This is a genomic window from Carnobacterium sp. (genome assembly GCF_040274945.1).
Taxonomy (GTDB): domain Bacteria; phylum Bacillota; class Bacilli; order Lactobacillales; family Carnobacteriaceae; genus Carnobacterium_B.
In genome coordinates, this window is the sequence record NZ_JBEMAR010000001.1 from 168,644 (window position 1) to 181,551 (window position 12,908).

Below are 12,908 nucleotides of genomic sequence, written 5' to 3' on the forward strand. Positions count from 1 at the left end.
AAGGCTGTATGTGCCCTTATTTTTTTTTAGTCGTTTTTGTTGTTTGTGTTTTCATTGACGACATCATTTGTTTAATTTTCTTTTCTGATGGTTTTTGTCCCATTTGCATCATTAACATACGCAACATATTTTCGTCAACTGGCGGATTTTTTTTAAAATAATCCATCATGTATTTTCTTGCAAGAAAGAAACCACCGACTGCTCCACCAACTAAAGCTAAAATAATTAAAAAGATAGCAAGACCTAAATTCATTTTTGATTCACTCCTTTCGAACCTCTCAAGTCTTAATTGTACTAAATATTATTGGAAAAATAAACTAAAATTCTACTTCTTATACTAAAAAGTCGCATTTCATCCCAATTACTCACAAAAGAAAGCCATGTAAGTTAAAATTCAACTTACATGGCCATTTTTTTTATAAGTTGTTGTATGTTTTTACAACATTTTCAACTGTAAAGCCATAGTTTTCAATAACTGTTGCTCCTGGAGCACTTGCACCGTATTTATCTATGCCTACTGAAGCACCATCTAAGCCAACATAACGTTCCCAACCAAATGTGGCTCCCATTTCAATAGATACACGTTTGCGAACTTCTTTTGGTAAGACCGTTTCTTTGTATGCTGCATCTTGTTTGTCGAATAAATCAAAACTTGGAACAGAAACAACAGAAACATCTTGTCCGCTTTCTTTCAAAGCTTTTTGAGCTTCAATAGCTAATGCTACTTCAGAACCGGATGCCAACAGAATTCCTTCTGGTTTTTCACCAGCTTGAGGAGAAATAACATAAGCTCCTTTAGCAACATTCGTACGCGCGCCTTCTTTAGTTCCTGGCAATACAGGTAAATTTTGACGAGATAAGACCAACATTGTTGGGTGATCAACTGAAGTGATCGCTAATTCCCAAGCAGCTACAACTTCATTTCCATCTGCTGGACGAAAAATAGATAGGTTAGGCATACTGCGTAAGCTAGATAATTGTTCGACTGGCTCATGAGTTGGGCCGTCTTCTCCTACAGCAACTGAATCATGTGTGAACACGTAAGTTACCGGCAACTTAGATATAGCCGCTAAACGAACTGCCGCACGCAAGTAATCTGTAAAGACAAAGAATGTCCCACCGTAAGTTCTAGTTCCACCATGTAAAACGATTCCGTTCATTGCAGCTGTCATTGCAAATTCACGAACACCATACCAAATGTTTCTTCCATCATATTGACCAGCTTGGAAATCTTTTACATCTGCTATCATTGTATTATTAGATGATGACAAATCAGCAGAACCACCCCATAGATAAGGAACTTTTTTTGCAATAGCATTTAATACTTGGCTACTTGTAACACGAGAAGCCAATGCATTGTCTCCAACTTCATATGTTGGTAATTCAGCATCCCAGTCTTGTGGTAATTCATTTTTTAAAGATAACTCGAATTGTTCTGCTAATTCTGGATATTCTGTACGGTAAGCTTCAAATGATGCCTTCCATTCTTCTTCCACTTTAGCTCCTTGGTCAACCATTGTTTCTTTAAAACGTTCTGCTACTTCAGTAGGAACAAAGAAGTCTTCGCTTTCCCAGCCATACGCTTTCTTAGCTGCTTCAATTCCTTCTGCTCCAAGTGGTGCACCATGGACTTTATGTGTTCCAGCATTCGGAGCACCAAATCCAATAATCGTTTTCACTTCGATTAAAGTAGGTTTTTTTGTCTCAGCTTTTGCAGCTTCAATTGCTGCATTAATTTCTTCTAAATCATTTCCGTCTTTTACAAGAATATGTTGCCAACCATACGCTTCAAAACGCTGTCCAACATTTTCAGTAAAGGCTTTAGATGTCGGTCCATCTAAAGAGATATCGTTTGAATCATAAAGAACAACTAATTTCCCAAGTTCCAAATGAGCCGCTAAACTAGCCGCTTCAGCTGAAATACCTTCCATTAAGTCGCCGTCTCCACATAAAGAATACGTAAAGTGATCGACAATAGAATGACCTTCTTTGTTGTAAACTGCAGCTAAATGAGCCTCTGTCATCGCCATTCCAACAGCATTTGCAATTCCTTGACCTAATGGGCCAGTTGTTGCTTCTACTCCATCAGTATGGTTCACTTCTGGATGTCCAGGTGTTTTACTGTCCCATTGACGGAACTGTTTTAAATCATCAATTTTAACGTCATATCCTGCTAAATGCAGCAAGCTGTACAATAACATTGATCCGTGTCCAGCTGATAATACAAAACGGTCACGGTCGAACCATTTCGAGTTTTTTGGATTTACTTTTAATTGTTTAGTCCACAAAGTGTACGCCATTGGAGCAGCTCCCATAGGTAATCCTGGGTGTCCAGAGTTGGCTTTTTGTATACCATCCATACTTAGTGTTCTTATTGTATTTACTGCTAATTGGTCTGTGTTATCAAACAAAAAAATCATCCTTTCGATTTTAACTCTCTTATAGTACTCTATTAGTTTACTATTATTTCACTTCAAGTGCAACGCTTTCACGATAGGAATGTTATTAAATGGGAGAACTTCATGGTTATCACATTAATGAACAAACACTCTATTATCTTCCGTGAAGACCTTTGTCTTTTTGTATGTCTTTCAATTTATCAGGAGTTACATCATTACCTTCTTCATCTACAATTTTGACACCTTCAATGGTCTTTCTCATTCCGCCACGAAAAGCTGTTATATAATCATCTCTTAATTTTTTTTGTTCAACTTGTTCTTGAATAGTCAATCCTTGGTTTTTTGATTTTTTTGCTAATTCATTTATTCGTTCCATTTGATCTTTTGGTAACATCGAATCACTCCACTTTTTTATTTATTATTCAACTATAACAAATTTCTTTGAAAAAAACACCTTTTAATCCTTTAAATCTACGAACGTTTGTTTGATTTGTTCTATCATATATGGTAATCTTAAAATGATAAAATAATAGAAACGAGGTGTTTATATATATTATGAGTAAAAATCCCGAATCAAGACAAGTTGAAGTTCTACAATATATATACAGTCAAGTTAAATTGAAAGGATACCCTCCAACTGTAAGAGAAATAGGAACGGCTGTTTCTTTATCTTCTACATCGACCGTTCATGGTCACCTTTCTCGTTTAGAAAAAAATGGTTACATCCAAAGAGATCCCAGCAAACCAAGAGCAATAGAACTAACACAACTAGGATTATCAAAATTAGGCATTGCACTTGATAAAATACCTTTACTGGGAACTGTAACCGCTGGTGAACCAATCTTAGCTGTAGAAGAAGCAACAGATTATTTCCCACTACCTCCAAATTTACAATTCGAAAATGATTCTCTTTTTATGTTAACTATACGTGGAGAAAGCATGATCAATGCTGGAATTTTTGATGGTGACGAAGTGATTATTCGTAAGCAAAGCACAGCAAATAATGGCGATATTGTCATTGCTATGACCGTAGAAGATGAAGCAACGTGCAAAAGATTTTATAAAGAAGAAGATCATTATCGCTTAGAACCAGAAAATGACACTATGGGTCCTATTCTACTTAATGAAGTAACCATTTTAGGCAAAGTAATTGGATTGTATCGTAGTCATATTCAATAAAAAAACGAAGGAACGGGGTTATCCCGGTTCTTCGTTTTTTTATTTTATCATTTTAAATGTACAACAATTTAGTTTATTATTGCGCTAAAAATTTCTTCAGCCTAATAAATTCTTAACAGGCGCAAAAGTTTTTCGGTGAATAGGACATACTCCGTGTTTTTCTAAACCTTCTAAATGGACTTTTGTTCCATAACCTGCGTTTTTAGAAAAACCGTATCCCGGATACACTGTATCGTATTCGGCCATCATTCTATCTCTTGTTACTTTTGCAATAATACTAGCAGCAGCTATAGACAAACTTTTTGAATCTCCCTTGATGAAGCTTTCTTGGGGAATAGTGACCGGTAGATGCATTGCATCGATCAACAATTGTTCTGGCGATTGAGGCAGTTGCTCAATCGCTTCAATCATAGCCAATTTAGTTGCTTCATAAATATTAACTTTATCAATTACTTGATGGTCTTTTATGCCAATTCCAATAGCTAATGCAGATTCTTGAATTTGGTCAAATAACATTTCTCTTTTTACACTTGATAATTGTTTAGAGTCATTGATTTCCAAGACATTAAAGTCTTGCGGCAAGATGACCGCAGCTGCAACAACAGGGCCAGCCAATGGACCTCTTCCTACCTCATCGATTCCAGCAATAAATTGTGTTCCTTTTTCCCAAAAGAATTGCTCTATTTGAAGCATTTCTTGTTGTTTTTCGAGAATCAATTGTTGCTTTCTTATTTGGTTTTCCCAAGATTTATACGCATTTAATACACCTTTACGAGAATCACTCTTGATTAAAACCAACCGTTCATCATCCGGATGGGTGATGGTCGCTAAAAGTTCCTTTATTGCCGTAATGGTCAGTGGTTTTTCCATTTTAGCTATCCTGCCTTTTAGGTAAAGAAACCGGTGCTATATCTAACGTATACTTCCCGATTTTACCGCTTCTAATTTCAAAAACAATTAATTCAGCTGCACGAGTATAATCATCTCTATACCCTTTTCGCTCACTGATCAACATAAGCAGGTCTGGCGATTCAAGATTTAATTCTTCTTCTGTCAATCTGTATCGTTTAGCAAGTAGTTCGGGATTTCGAGTTTTCATTTCTTCCAATCCATACATAGCAATTTCATCTAACTGTAAAATAGTATCTTTAATGGCTCCAGTTAAAGCTAATTTCTTTCCAATTTCAGGATCTTCAAACTTTGGCCAAAGAATTCCTGGCGTATCCAGTAATTCCAATTCTTTGCCTAACTTCAACCATTGTTGTGCTTTTGTTACACCCGGTTTATTTCCTGTTTGAGCAATGTTTTTCTTTACAAAACGATTGATCAATGTTGATTTTCCAACGTTAGGAATTCCAATACTCATTGCTCGAATGGCACGAGGTTTGATGCCTTTAGCGGCTCTACGATCAAATTTAGGTTGTAAAAGCTCTTTTGCTTTTGCCATCAATTGTTTCATGCCTTTTCCTTCTTGAGCAACAATTGGGACAGCCACAATTCCTTGATCATTAAAATAAGCTACCCATTTTTTGGTTTCTAATGGATCCGCTAAATCACTTTTATTTAAAATAACGATTCTTGGTTTTTCTCCAATGATTTCATCTAATATTGGATTACGACTTGATAAAGGTAATCTTGCATCTACTAGTTCAAATATAATGTCGACTAGCTTTATTTTTTCTGTTACTTGGCGTCTTGCTTTTGCCATATGCCCTGGGAACCATTGAATGGTCATTTAATTTTCACCTTTCTATTTACACAAAAAAAAGAACCACATTATTGTATTCTTTTTTTTTATTTCATTTGTTAATTCTCGTCAATCGTACCAATTTTTTTAAGTGGCCAAATACGAAGATTTGTTGTGCCACTAACAGTGGACGCATCTATAAACCCTACTTCACTAAATCGGCTATCTTTTGAATTTTGACGATTATCTCCCATTACAAAATAAGTACCCTCAGGAACAGTTTCTTCTCCTGTTTTAGCAGCTAATAAGAAGTCCTCTGTAAAATTATCTCCTGGTGTCATATTTTCGATGGAATTTTCTAAATACTCTTCTTCAATCGGTTCTCCATTAATATACAACACATCATCTTGATACCGAATCGTATCTCCTGGCAGACCGATAACCCGTTTGATATACTGTTTATCCGGCTCACTTGGAGCTGGAAAAACAATCACATCAAAGCGGTCTATCTTGTCGATTTTATTTAAAATCAAACGATCTTGATCTTCTAAAGTAGGTGCCATTGATTGACCGTCTACGCTTACCGGAGCAAAAAGAAAATGTCGGATGAGCAGAAAAATAATGAGTGCTACAATACAATACAGTAAGGTGCTTAGAAATTCACTGCCGCGGCCTTTATTTTCTTTGCGTTTTTGACTTGGAGAAAGATGACGCGTGTTTCTCGGTTCGAAAGTATCTTCATTCTTGTGTTGATTATCAGAAAAATTAATTTTACTCAAGTGCATCTCCCTACCTTCTTATACTATTTATGGAATAAACTTTATACGATTAAATGGATAGTAAGTAAAGGATGTTTCGCCAATAATCGAATCTAGTGGAACGCTGCCGAAATAGCGGCTGTCATTACTTGATCTGCGGTTATCTCCTAATACAAAATACTCATCTTCTGGAACTATTTGAGTTCCAGTTAATTCTTCTAAAGTGAAATCGGATGTCCATACCCCACCAGCATGATTAACTAAATTATTATCAAGAAATGTTTCCTCTATTTTTTGATCATCTATATACAACTGATCATTTTCGTAGCGAATTTCTTCTCCCGGTAACCCAATGACTCTTTTCACAAGTGTTCGATTTGACGAATCATGAAATACAACTAGATCGAATCTTTCTATATTATTGTAAATAGTTCTAACTATGATCTGGTCGTCCTGTTGAAAAGTTGGTATCATAGAAGAACCTTCAATAGTCATAGGAATAAAGATAAAATTTCGTAGTAAAACAGTGATTGACCCAGCTAATAAGAAAGCCTTAAACCATTCCCATGAAAATTCCTTCCAAGACTTTTGTCTCATTACATTCGCTCCAAATCAATCTATTTATTCTATCATACAAGAAAATCAAAAAAATAACTATTTATTTAGAACAATGATTCAACCAAAAGAGAGATAGCAAATTCCTATCTCTCTTTTGGCATCAAGTTATTAACAATCGTATTTCTTAGCTATTACTGTTTATTCAGCAGTTGTACTAGATTGCAATTCTTTGATAGCTGCCTCATATTGAGTATCATTTTCATCTATTAAAGTTCTTAATGATTCAATGAGTTGAGTAGCTGTTTCGCCTGTTACAATACCATCAACAGGTAATTTTTTTTCTGTTTGGAATTGTTTGACGGCTTCTTGAGTAGCTTCATCAAAGTATCCATCAACTGATTCTACAGGATAACCTAACGCTTCTAATACTTTTTCTAAGTTTTCAACTTCAGTGGAAACGTCTTTTAATTGATACGTTTTTGAACTATCAATAATCAATAAATTGGCGTAATCCGGTAAAGGTACTTCAATAGTTGGCTTTATTCCTTCTTCATTGATCCACTTACCACTTGGCGTTAACCATTTTGCAACCGTCATTTTCAATTCACTATTATCATCAAATGTAGCTACATTTTGAACAGTTCCTTTTCCAAATGTCTGAGTACCGATTAATTTGACATTACCAGATTCGCTAACCGCACCCGCTAATATTTCAGAGGCGCTGGCACTTCCTTCATCTACTAATAAAACGGAAGGTTCCGTCACTTTAAAGTCACCCATTGTCGCATCATCAGAAACGATTGGAATCGGTTCTTGATCTTTCTCCTGTGTTTGTAAAATAGTGTCGCCATTTTCTAAAAATAAATTAGAAATACTCAACCCGGCATTTAATAACCCACCAGGATTTTGACGAACATCGAAAACAAAAGATTCAGCCCCTTGTTCTCTTAGATCTTCAATCGCAGACACTAAGTCATCATAAGTTGGTGAAGAAAAACTTGTGATAGCAATATAACCAATTGTTGGATCTTCTTCATCTAATTGGTAAACAACTGTCTCAACAGGTATGGTATCCCGTACAACAGTCACTTCAAAAGTAGAATCACCACGTTTGATGGTTAACACCACTTCTGAGCCCTTTTCACCTCGAATATGCGAAACAGCTTCATTTAAGTTTAAACCTGTTAGTTCTTGATCATCTGCTTTTAAAATAATATCATTCGGCAGCAATCCTGCTTTTTCAGCTGGAGAACCTGCAATCGGAGACACAATCATAACATTATCTCCTTGTTTCATTACTTCAGCACCAATTCCTTCAAAAGAAGCCGAGATACTTTCATTTAAAGAAGTTGATTCTTCTACATCAAGGTATTGCGTATAAGGGTCTTCGACAGATTCTGTCATACCGGTGATAGCACCTTCTATAAGTGTTTCTCCTTCAACACCTTGATAGTAATCCGACATTAACGCATCGTATACCTCTTGGATTTTCCCAAATTCATCTGCATTCATTTCTATGCTTGCTTCTGATGAACTCAACTGATTTTTAGCAGGTGATTCATTATTATCATTTGCATTTGTAACAGCCATGGTTCCACCAATTGAAAGTGCAGCAACTACTATGAGAGAAGCGCCATATGCCCAAGGCTTAATGCCTTTTTTATTCTTTTCTTTGTTTGGTTCATTCTCCATGTGTAAGCTTCCTCTCTGATTTCAATTAATGCATAGGATGCGGTTAGTTGATTTTACTGCAGAAATTATTTTTAAAAACTGCTGATTTATTTAAATTTTAAAGCCGTTTCTAATGCTACGATCATCATATCATTAAATGTTGTTTCACGCTCATCTGAAGATGTTTCTTCCCCCGTAATCAAATGATCACTTATGGTTAAAATAGCTAAAGCGCGACGATTGTGTTTAGCTGCTAGAGTATATAGACCAGCGGCTTCCATTTCAGTTGCCAATACACCATAATCTGCAAGTTTCTTTTTGTCTAGCTCTTCATTATAAAAACGGTCAGCAGACAAGATGTTTCCTACTTTAACATCCATTCCTTGTTCGACAGCAATATCATAAGCTGTTTTTAGTAAATCAAAATCAGCGATAGGAGCAAATTGAACTTGATCATTAAATGTATTTTTGACAACAGCCGAATCTGTTGTTGCACCTTGAGCTAAAATCACATCACGTACTTTAACGTCTTTTTGCATTCCACCAGCAGTTCCTACACGTATTAAGTTTTTCACGTTATATCCTGTAATCAATTCTTCAGCATAAATCATCATAGAAGGAATTCCCATTCCAGTTCCTTGAACAGATACTCGGTGACCTTTGTACGTTCCTGTGTAGCCAAACATGTTTCTCACTCGATTGTATTGTTCTACATCTGTTAAAAAGGTTTCTGCGATATATTTTGCTCTTAATGGATCTCCTGGTAACAATACTGTTTCTGCGATTTGGCCTTCTTTAGCTTCAATGTGTACACTCATGATTATTTCCTCCTAATTGTATGGTAGTTTGTTTTAGTTATCTTTGTCTAAATAAATTTCCCAAGCTGTGTCAAAAGTTGTCATTTCTTCTAAGTATGTGCCATTTAATTCTAGATAATGACTAACTTCATGATAATCTTCTGATTGTTTTGGGAAACCGTCATCTAAATAAACAGCATTTGCAAATAAAGTGACAGCATCCTTTTTATGTGGATCTCTTTCAGTCATTAAATAATGATAAAACGGACGTTGCATTGAACTAATTCCTTTCTTTACTTTGTTGATAATGCAGACGATCTTCTTTTTCTTGAGCATACTTTTCTGGATTTTTTTGATAAAACTCTTGATGTTGTTCTTCAGCTGGATAAAAAGGTTGAACCTCTTCAATTACTGTTACAATAGGATTTTTATACTTTCCGCTTTCGCTTAACTGTTGTCTGGATTTCTCCGCAATGTTTCTTTGATTCTCATTTAGAACAAAAATGACGGGACGATAGTTGTCTCCCCTATCTTGAAATTGACCCATTGCATCTGTGGGATCCGTTTGATTCCAATAGATGTCTACCAATTCCTCATATGAAATAACTGAAGGATCAAAGGTTATTTCAACTGCTTCAGTGTGCCCAGTTGTTTGGGTTAACACTTCTTCGTAAGTAGGATCAATAGTATGACCTCCAGTGTAGCCTGATACAACTTTTTCAATTCCAGGTTGCTCATCAAAAGGCGAAACCATACACCAAAAGCATCCTCCTGCAAAAATAGCTGTCTCTTTCACTTATCTCATCCTTTCCCACTTCTTTTCACTTTAATCAGCTGGAACGAAAACGTTCACTCGAATATCATTTTCAGCTAAATTAATTTTATCCACTGAAAAATGGATACCGCTATCTAAAGTGAATTCATTTAAATTAAAAACAATCGTTTCTTTTTCACTATCAATCGCTACCCAATCCGGAATATTCAATTGATTTTCAATTTGATTCATTGCAAAGGTAATCGGGACGTTAAATTTCCCAATTGAAAGACCAGTTGCTTTAAATTGTAAATTACCATTTTCCATAACAAATGGTTCTAAAAATAACTGGAATTGGATATCATGACCAAACAATTGGAAAGTACCCACTAATTGTGCTTGCTCTTCCAATCTAAACTGGTAATTAACGGGACCTTTTACAATTTTTTCATCTTTAAGATAAGAAGCTACCAATTGATTAACGTCATCTTTTTTTGTTGACACTTGAAACCTGACTTCATCTTTGGTGTCCATGGTCTTAAGATTTGGTTCTCCTATTATAATAGGAGTCATTTGAGTAAAGGCCCAGATGATTATGCCTACTACCACTGAAAGCAATCCCAGAAAAGCCCATTTCCAACCATTTACTTTATTCTTTTGCTGATCTCTTTTTTTCTCCATAACACACCTTTTACTTTCAAAAAAAATTCTTTTTAATTATTTACGATAGCCTTAAACAATACCTCACCCATCAATTCATAACCGGCTCTATTAGGATGAAATAAGTCTTCTTCGTACAAATACGGATTAACAACTTTTGTCGCATCACTATTTTGGTCATTCAACAACTGATTTTCTTTTCCTTCTGATTCTGAGGATTGATTAAATAAGTTAGATATTGAAAGAAAAACAGCATTATCTGTTTCATTTACAATTGATTGCGTTTTTTCATTCCATTTATCTACTATCATTTGCATTTCAGTGATTTCAGGAAAATAAACATAATAAGGATTATAGATACCAAAAACATAAACTTCAATCTGAGGATTTAATTTTTTCATTTCCGTTAAAAGACTCTTCAAGTTTTGTTCGTACGTTTTTTCTGGAGCAATAAATTTTTGCTCATCGATAGTCAAAAAATCCTTTTTAAATGTTTGGATAATATCATTTCCACCAATAGTTAAAACCACCATATCAGCAGTTTGAATGTCTTTTTGCATCGTTTCATCTTCGTAAAATCGTTTTAATATTTGGTCACTTCGATCTCCACTTTTTCCATAATTACTAGTGGTCACTTCTTGATAAATTTGAGTTTCTTCTAGTAATTCATCGACAATCGAAACATATCCTCCACTGTTAGTAGAATCTCCAACACCTTCAGTTAATGAATCACCAATTGCTACAATATGAAGCGGTACTTTCTTTATTTCTGTTGTCTCTTGATCATCATTCGAACGAGTTCGGAATAAGACTGTCAGAATACCCACCACTAAAATAATTCCAATAATTAAAAAAAGGAAGCTTTTTAGAATTGATTTTCCTTTTTTCATGATAAAAACTCCTTTACCTGTAAATATATGGAAATAGTATACCAGATTCTTTATTCTTCGTATACCTTCTGTAAAGGAAGAATGTGTTTACTTCTTTCGTGCAAATGTTTCAAAAATATGAGGATATTTATTGCGGTCATCCAAGATACCCTCTTCTGTTTTTTCAAGTTTCCATTTTGTCCAATCTATTTCTGGAATAAAAGTATCTCCTTCAAACTCGCCTTCAATCATTGTGCGGTGCAACACATCAACGTCATCCATAAAGAAACTAAATACATTCGCTCCTCCAGTAATCAAGGTATCTCCAGAGTAGTCTTTTGCAAAATCCAGCACTTCTTCTCGGCTGTGCATGATTTTGACCCCATCTGCCTGGTAATTAGGATCAGTAGTTAAAATAATATTGATACGATCTGGTAAAGGACGTTTGTTCATCCCTTCAAATGTTTTTCTGCCCATCACCACAGCGTTATTTATAGTCATTTGTTTGAAAAATTTTAAATCGTTTGGTAAATACCAAGGCAAAGTACCTTTGTACCCTATTACACCATTTTTATCTTGAGCCCATAAAAAAGCAATCATTTCGTTTCCTACTTTCTCTTCAGATTAAACAGCTATTGGAGCTTTTATTCCTGGATGAGGATCATATCCTTCAATTTGTATGTCCTCCATCTCAAAATCAAAGATACTAGTCTTTGATCTATTCAATGTGATTGACGGAAAATCCCTAGGCTCTCTTGCTAATTGTTTTTTCATTTGTTCAAAATGATTTGAATACAGATGTGCGTCACCTAATGTATGAACAAATTCTCCAACCTCTAAACCAACCTCATGAGCTATTAAATGTGTTAATAGTGCATAGCTCGCAATATTAAACGGCACACCTAAAAAGATGTCTGCACTTCGTTGATACAATTGGCAGCTTAATTTTCCATCAGCAACATAAAATTGAAATAATGTATGACAAGGAGGCAAGGCCATATTAGGAACGTCTTCTGGATTCCATGCTGAAACAAGCATACGCCTTGAATCTGGTGTTGTTTTGATTTGTTGAATGACATCTTTCAGCTGATCTATAGTCTCTCCTTGGGTCGTTTTCCATTTTCTCCATTGAGCTCCATATACATTTCCCAGCTCACCGTATTTAGCAGCAAATGTGTCATCTCCTAAAATACGTGTACAAAAGGCTTCTTTTTCACCATCATAAACAGCTTTAAATTCTTCATCAACTAAGGCTCTTCTGCCGAAATCAGTCATATCAGGTCCCAAATATTCTTCACTTTTGACAAAACGTTCAAAAGCCCATTCATCCCAAATATGGTTATTGTGTTGCAATAAATAACGAATATTTGTATTGCCTTTAATAAACCAAAGCAATTCACTTTTAATTAAACCAAAGGGGACTCTTTTCGTTGTTAATAATGGGAAACCTTTTTGTAAATCATAACGCATTTGATAACCAAAAAGACTTTTAGTTCCTGTTCCTGTCCGATCTGTCTTTACATGACCATCTTCCAAGACTTTTTTTCCTAAATTTAAATATTCTAATTCCACCATT

General features: G+C 35.3%; 16 protein-coding genes. 1 reads left to right on the forward strand and 15 read right to left on the reverse strand.

Annotated elements, in window-relative coordinates; translation table 11 throughout:
- Nucleotides 1–16: 16 nt before the first annotated feature.
- The 3 genes from ABS916_RS00790 to ABS916_RS00800 form a co-directional block, all read right to left on the reverse strand.
- Nucleotides 17–253, reverse strand: coding sequence for a YneF family protein (locus ABS916_RS00790; protein WP_013710705.1), 237 nt, complete (start codon nucleotides 251–253; stop codon nucleotides 17–19).
- 163 nt (nucleotides 254–416) lie between these two features.
- Entirely contained in the window at nucleotides 417–2,420 is a 2,004-nt protein-coding gene (gene tkt / locus ABS916_RS00795) for a transketolase (protein WP_350450111.1), read from the reverse strand.
- A gap of 133 nt (nucleotides 2,421–2,553) precedes the next feature.
- Nucleotides 2,554–2,793, reverse strand: coding sequence for a DUF896 family protein (locus tag ABS916_RS00800; protein ID WP_350450112.1), 240 nt, complete (start codon nucleotides 2,791–2,793; stop codon nucleotides 2,554–2,556).
- Nucleotides 2,794–2,954: 161 nt separating this feature from the next.
- Between ABS916_RS00800 and lexA the strand changes: the two genes are divergently transcribed.
- Nucleotides 2,955–3,578 carry a transcriptional repressor LexA gene (gene lexA / locus ABS916_RS00805; RefSeq protein ID WP_350450113.1) on the forward strand — a complete coding sequence of 208 codons (624 nt, stop codon included), beginning with the start codon at nucleotides 2,955–2,957 and terminating at the stop codon, nucleotides 3,576–3,578.
- Nucleotides 3,579–3,674: 96 nt separating this feature from the next.
- Here lexA and rnhB read toward each other — a convergent pair whose 3' ends face one another.
- The 12 genes from rnhB to ABS916_RS00865 all read right to left on the reverse strand — a co-directional run bounded on the left by rnhB (nucleotide 3,675) and on the right by ABS916_RS00865 (nucleotide 12,904).
- Entirely contained in the window at nucleotides 3,675–4,448 is a 774-nt protein-coding gene (gene rnhB / locus ABS916_RS00810; RefSeq protein ID WP_350450114.1) for a ribonuclease HII, read from the reverse strand.
- A 1-nt stretch (nucleotide 4,449) separates the two neighbouring features.
- Nucleotides 4,450–5,313, reverse strand: a complete 864-nt coding sequence (gene ylqF / locus ABS916_RS00815; protein ID WP_350450115.1) for a ribosome biogenesis GTPase YlqF — start codon at nucleotides 5,311–5,313, stop codon at nucleotides 4,450–4,452.
- Between the two features lie 71 nt (nucleotides 5,314–5,384).
- The gene (lepB, locus tag ABS916_RS00820; protein WP_350450116.1) at nucleotides 5,385–6,050 is read right to left on the reverse strand and encodes a signal peptidase I; all 666 of its coding nucleotides are present in this window, start codon (nucleotides 6,048–6,050) and stop codon (nucleotides 5,385–5,387) included.
- Between the two features lie 21 nt (nucleotides 6,051–6,071).
- Nucleotides 6,072–6,620, reverse strand: a complete 549-nt coding sequence (lepB, locus tag ABS916_RS00825) for a signal peptidase I (protein ID WP_350450117.1) — start codon at nucleotides 6,618–6,620, stop codon at nucleotides 6,072–6,074.
- Between the two features lie 159 nt (nucleotides 6,621–6,779).
- Nucleotides 6,780–8,273 carry a S41 family peptidase gene (locus tag ABS916_RS00830; RefSeq protein ID WP_350450118.1) on the reverse strand — a complete coding sequence of 498 codons (1,494 nt, stop codon included), beginning with the start codon at nucleotides 8,271–8,273 and terminating at the stop codon, nucleotides 6,780–6,782.
- An 86-nt stretch (nucleotides 8,274–8,359) separates the two neighbouring features.
- Nucleotides 8,360–9,070, reverse strand: coding sequence for a purine-nucleoside phosphorylase (gene deoD, locus ABS916_RS00835; RefSeq protein WP_350450119.1), 711 nt, complete (start codon nucleotides 9,068–9,070; stop codon nucleotides 8,360–8,362).
- A gap of 33 nt (nucleotides 9,071–9,103) precedes the next feature.
- Nucleotides 9,104–9,325 carry a YozE family protein gene (locus ABS916_RS00840; RefSeq protein ID WP_350450120.1) on the reverse strand — a complete coding sequence of 74 codons (222 nt, stop codon included), beginning with the start codon at nucleotides 9,323–9,325 and terminating at the stop codon, nucleotides 9,104–9,106.
- 4 nt (nucleotides 9,326–9,329) lie between these two features.
- Entirely contained in the window at nucleotides 9,330–9,845 is a 516-nt protein-coding gene (gene msrA / locus ABS916_RS00845) for a peptide-methionine (S)-S-oxide reductase MsrA (protein ID WP_350450121.1), read from the reverse strand.
- A 30-nt stretch (nucleotides 9,846–9,875) separates the two neighbouring features.
- On the reverse strand, nucleotides 9,876–10,484 hold the full coding sequence (locus ABS916_RS00850) for a YpmS family protein (protein ID WP_350450122.1): 609 nt from the start codon (nucleotides 10,482–10,484) through the stop codon (nucleotides 9,876–9,878).
- Between the two features lie 32 nt (nucleotides 10,485–10,516).
- Nucleotides 10,517–11,353 (reverse strand): SGNH/GDSL hydrolase family protein, encoded by an 837-nt coding sequence (locus ABS916_RS00855; RefSeq protein WP_350450123.1) that lies wholly within the window; start codon nucleotides 11,351–11,353, stop codon nucleotides 10,517–10,519.
- Between the two features lie 87 nt (nucleotides 11,354–11,440).
- Complete coding sequence (locus ABS916_RS00860) at nucleotides 11,441–11,932, reverse strand: dihydrofolate reductase (RefSeq protein WP_035022726.1); 492 nt, start codon at nucleotides 11,930–11,932, stop codon at nucleotides 11,441–11,443.
- Nucleotides 11,933–11,956: 24 nt separating this feature from the next.
- Nucleotides 11,957–12,904 carry a thymidylate synthase gene (locus tag ABS916_RS00865; protein ID WP_350450124.1) on the reverse strand — a complete coding sequence of 316 codons (948 nt, stop codon included), beginning with the start codon at nucleotides 12,902–12,904 and terminating at the stop codon, nucleotides 11,957–11,959.
- Nucleotides 12,905–12,908: the final 4 nt, after the last annotated feature.

What these genes read in the sequence shown, in the direction of transcription:
- rnhB (WP_350450114.1), bottom strand. Translation starts at nt 4,448, where the DNA reads ATGGAAAAACCACTGACCATTACGGCAATAAAGGAACTTTTAGCGACC.
- ABS916_RS00860 (WP_035022726.1), bottom strand. Translation starts at nt 11,932, where the DNA reads ATGATTGCTTTTTTATGGGCTCAAGATAAAAATGGTGTAATAGGGTAC.
- lepB (WP_350450117.1), bottom strand. Translation starts at nt 6,620, where the DNA reads ATGAGACAAAAGTCTTGGAAGGAATTTTCATGGGAATGGTTTAAGGCT.
- lexA (WP_350450113.1), top strand. Translation starts at nt 2,955, where the DNA reads ATGAGTAAAAATCCCGAATCAAGACAAGTTGAAGTTCTACAATATATA.
- ABS916_RS00830 (WP_350450118.1), bottom strand. Translation starts at nt 8,273, where the DNA reads ATGGAGAATGAACCAAACAAAGAAAAGAATAAAAAAGGCATTAAGCCT.
- lepB (WP_350450116.1), bottom strand. Translation starts at nt 6,050, where the DNA reads ATGCACTTGAGTAAAATTAATTTTTCTGATAATCAACACAAGAATGAA.
- ABS916_RS00800 (WP_350450112.1), bottom strand. Translation starts at nt 2,793, where the DNA reads ATGTTACCAAAAGATCAAATGGAACGAATAAATGAATTAGCAAAAAAA.
- ABS916_RS00855 (WP_350450123.1), bottom strand. Translation starts at nt 11,353, where the DNA reads ATGAAAAAAGGAAAATCAATTCTAAAAAGCTTCCTTTTTTTAATTATT.
- ABS916_RS00850 (WP_350450122.1), bottom strand. Translation starts at nt 10,484, where the DNA reads ATGGAGAAAAAAAGAGATCAGCAAAAGAATAAAGTAAATGGTTGGAAA.
- ylqF (WP_350450115.1), bottom strand. Translation starts at nt 5,313, where the DNA reads ATGACCATTCAATGGTTCCCAGGGCATATGGCAAAAGCAAGACGCCAA.
- tkt (WP_350450111.1), bottom strand. Translation starts at nt 2,420, where the DNA reads ATGATTTTTTTGTTTGATAACACAGACCAATTAGCAGTAAATACAATA.
- ABS916_RS00840 (WP_350450120.1), bottom strand. Translation starts at nt 9,325, where the DNA reads ATGCAACGTCCGTTTTATCATTATTTAATGACTGAAAGAGATCCACAT.
- deoD (WP_350450119.1), bottom strand. Translation starts at nt 9,070, where the DNA reads ATGAGTGTACACATTGAAGCTAAAGAAGGCCAAATCGCAGAAACAGTA.
- ABS916_RS00790 (WP_013710705.1), bottom strand. Translation starts at nt 253, where the DNA reads ATGAATTTAGGTCTTGCTATCTTTTTAATTATTTTAGCTTTAGTTGGT.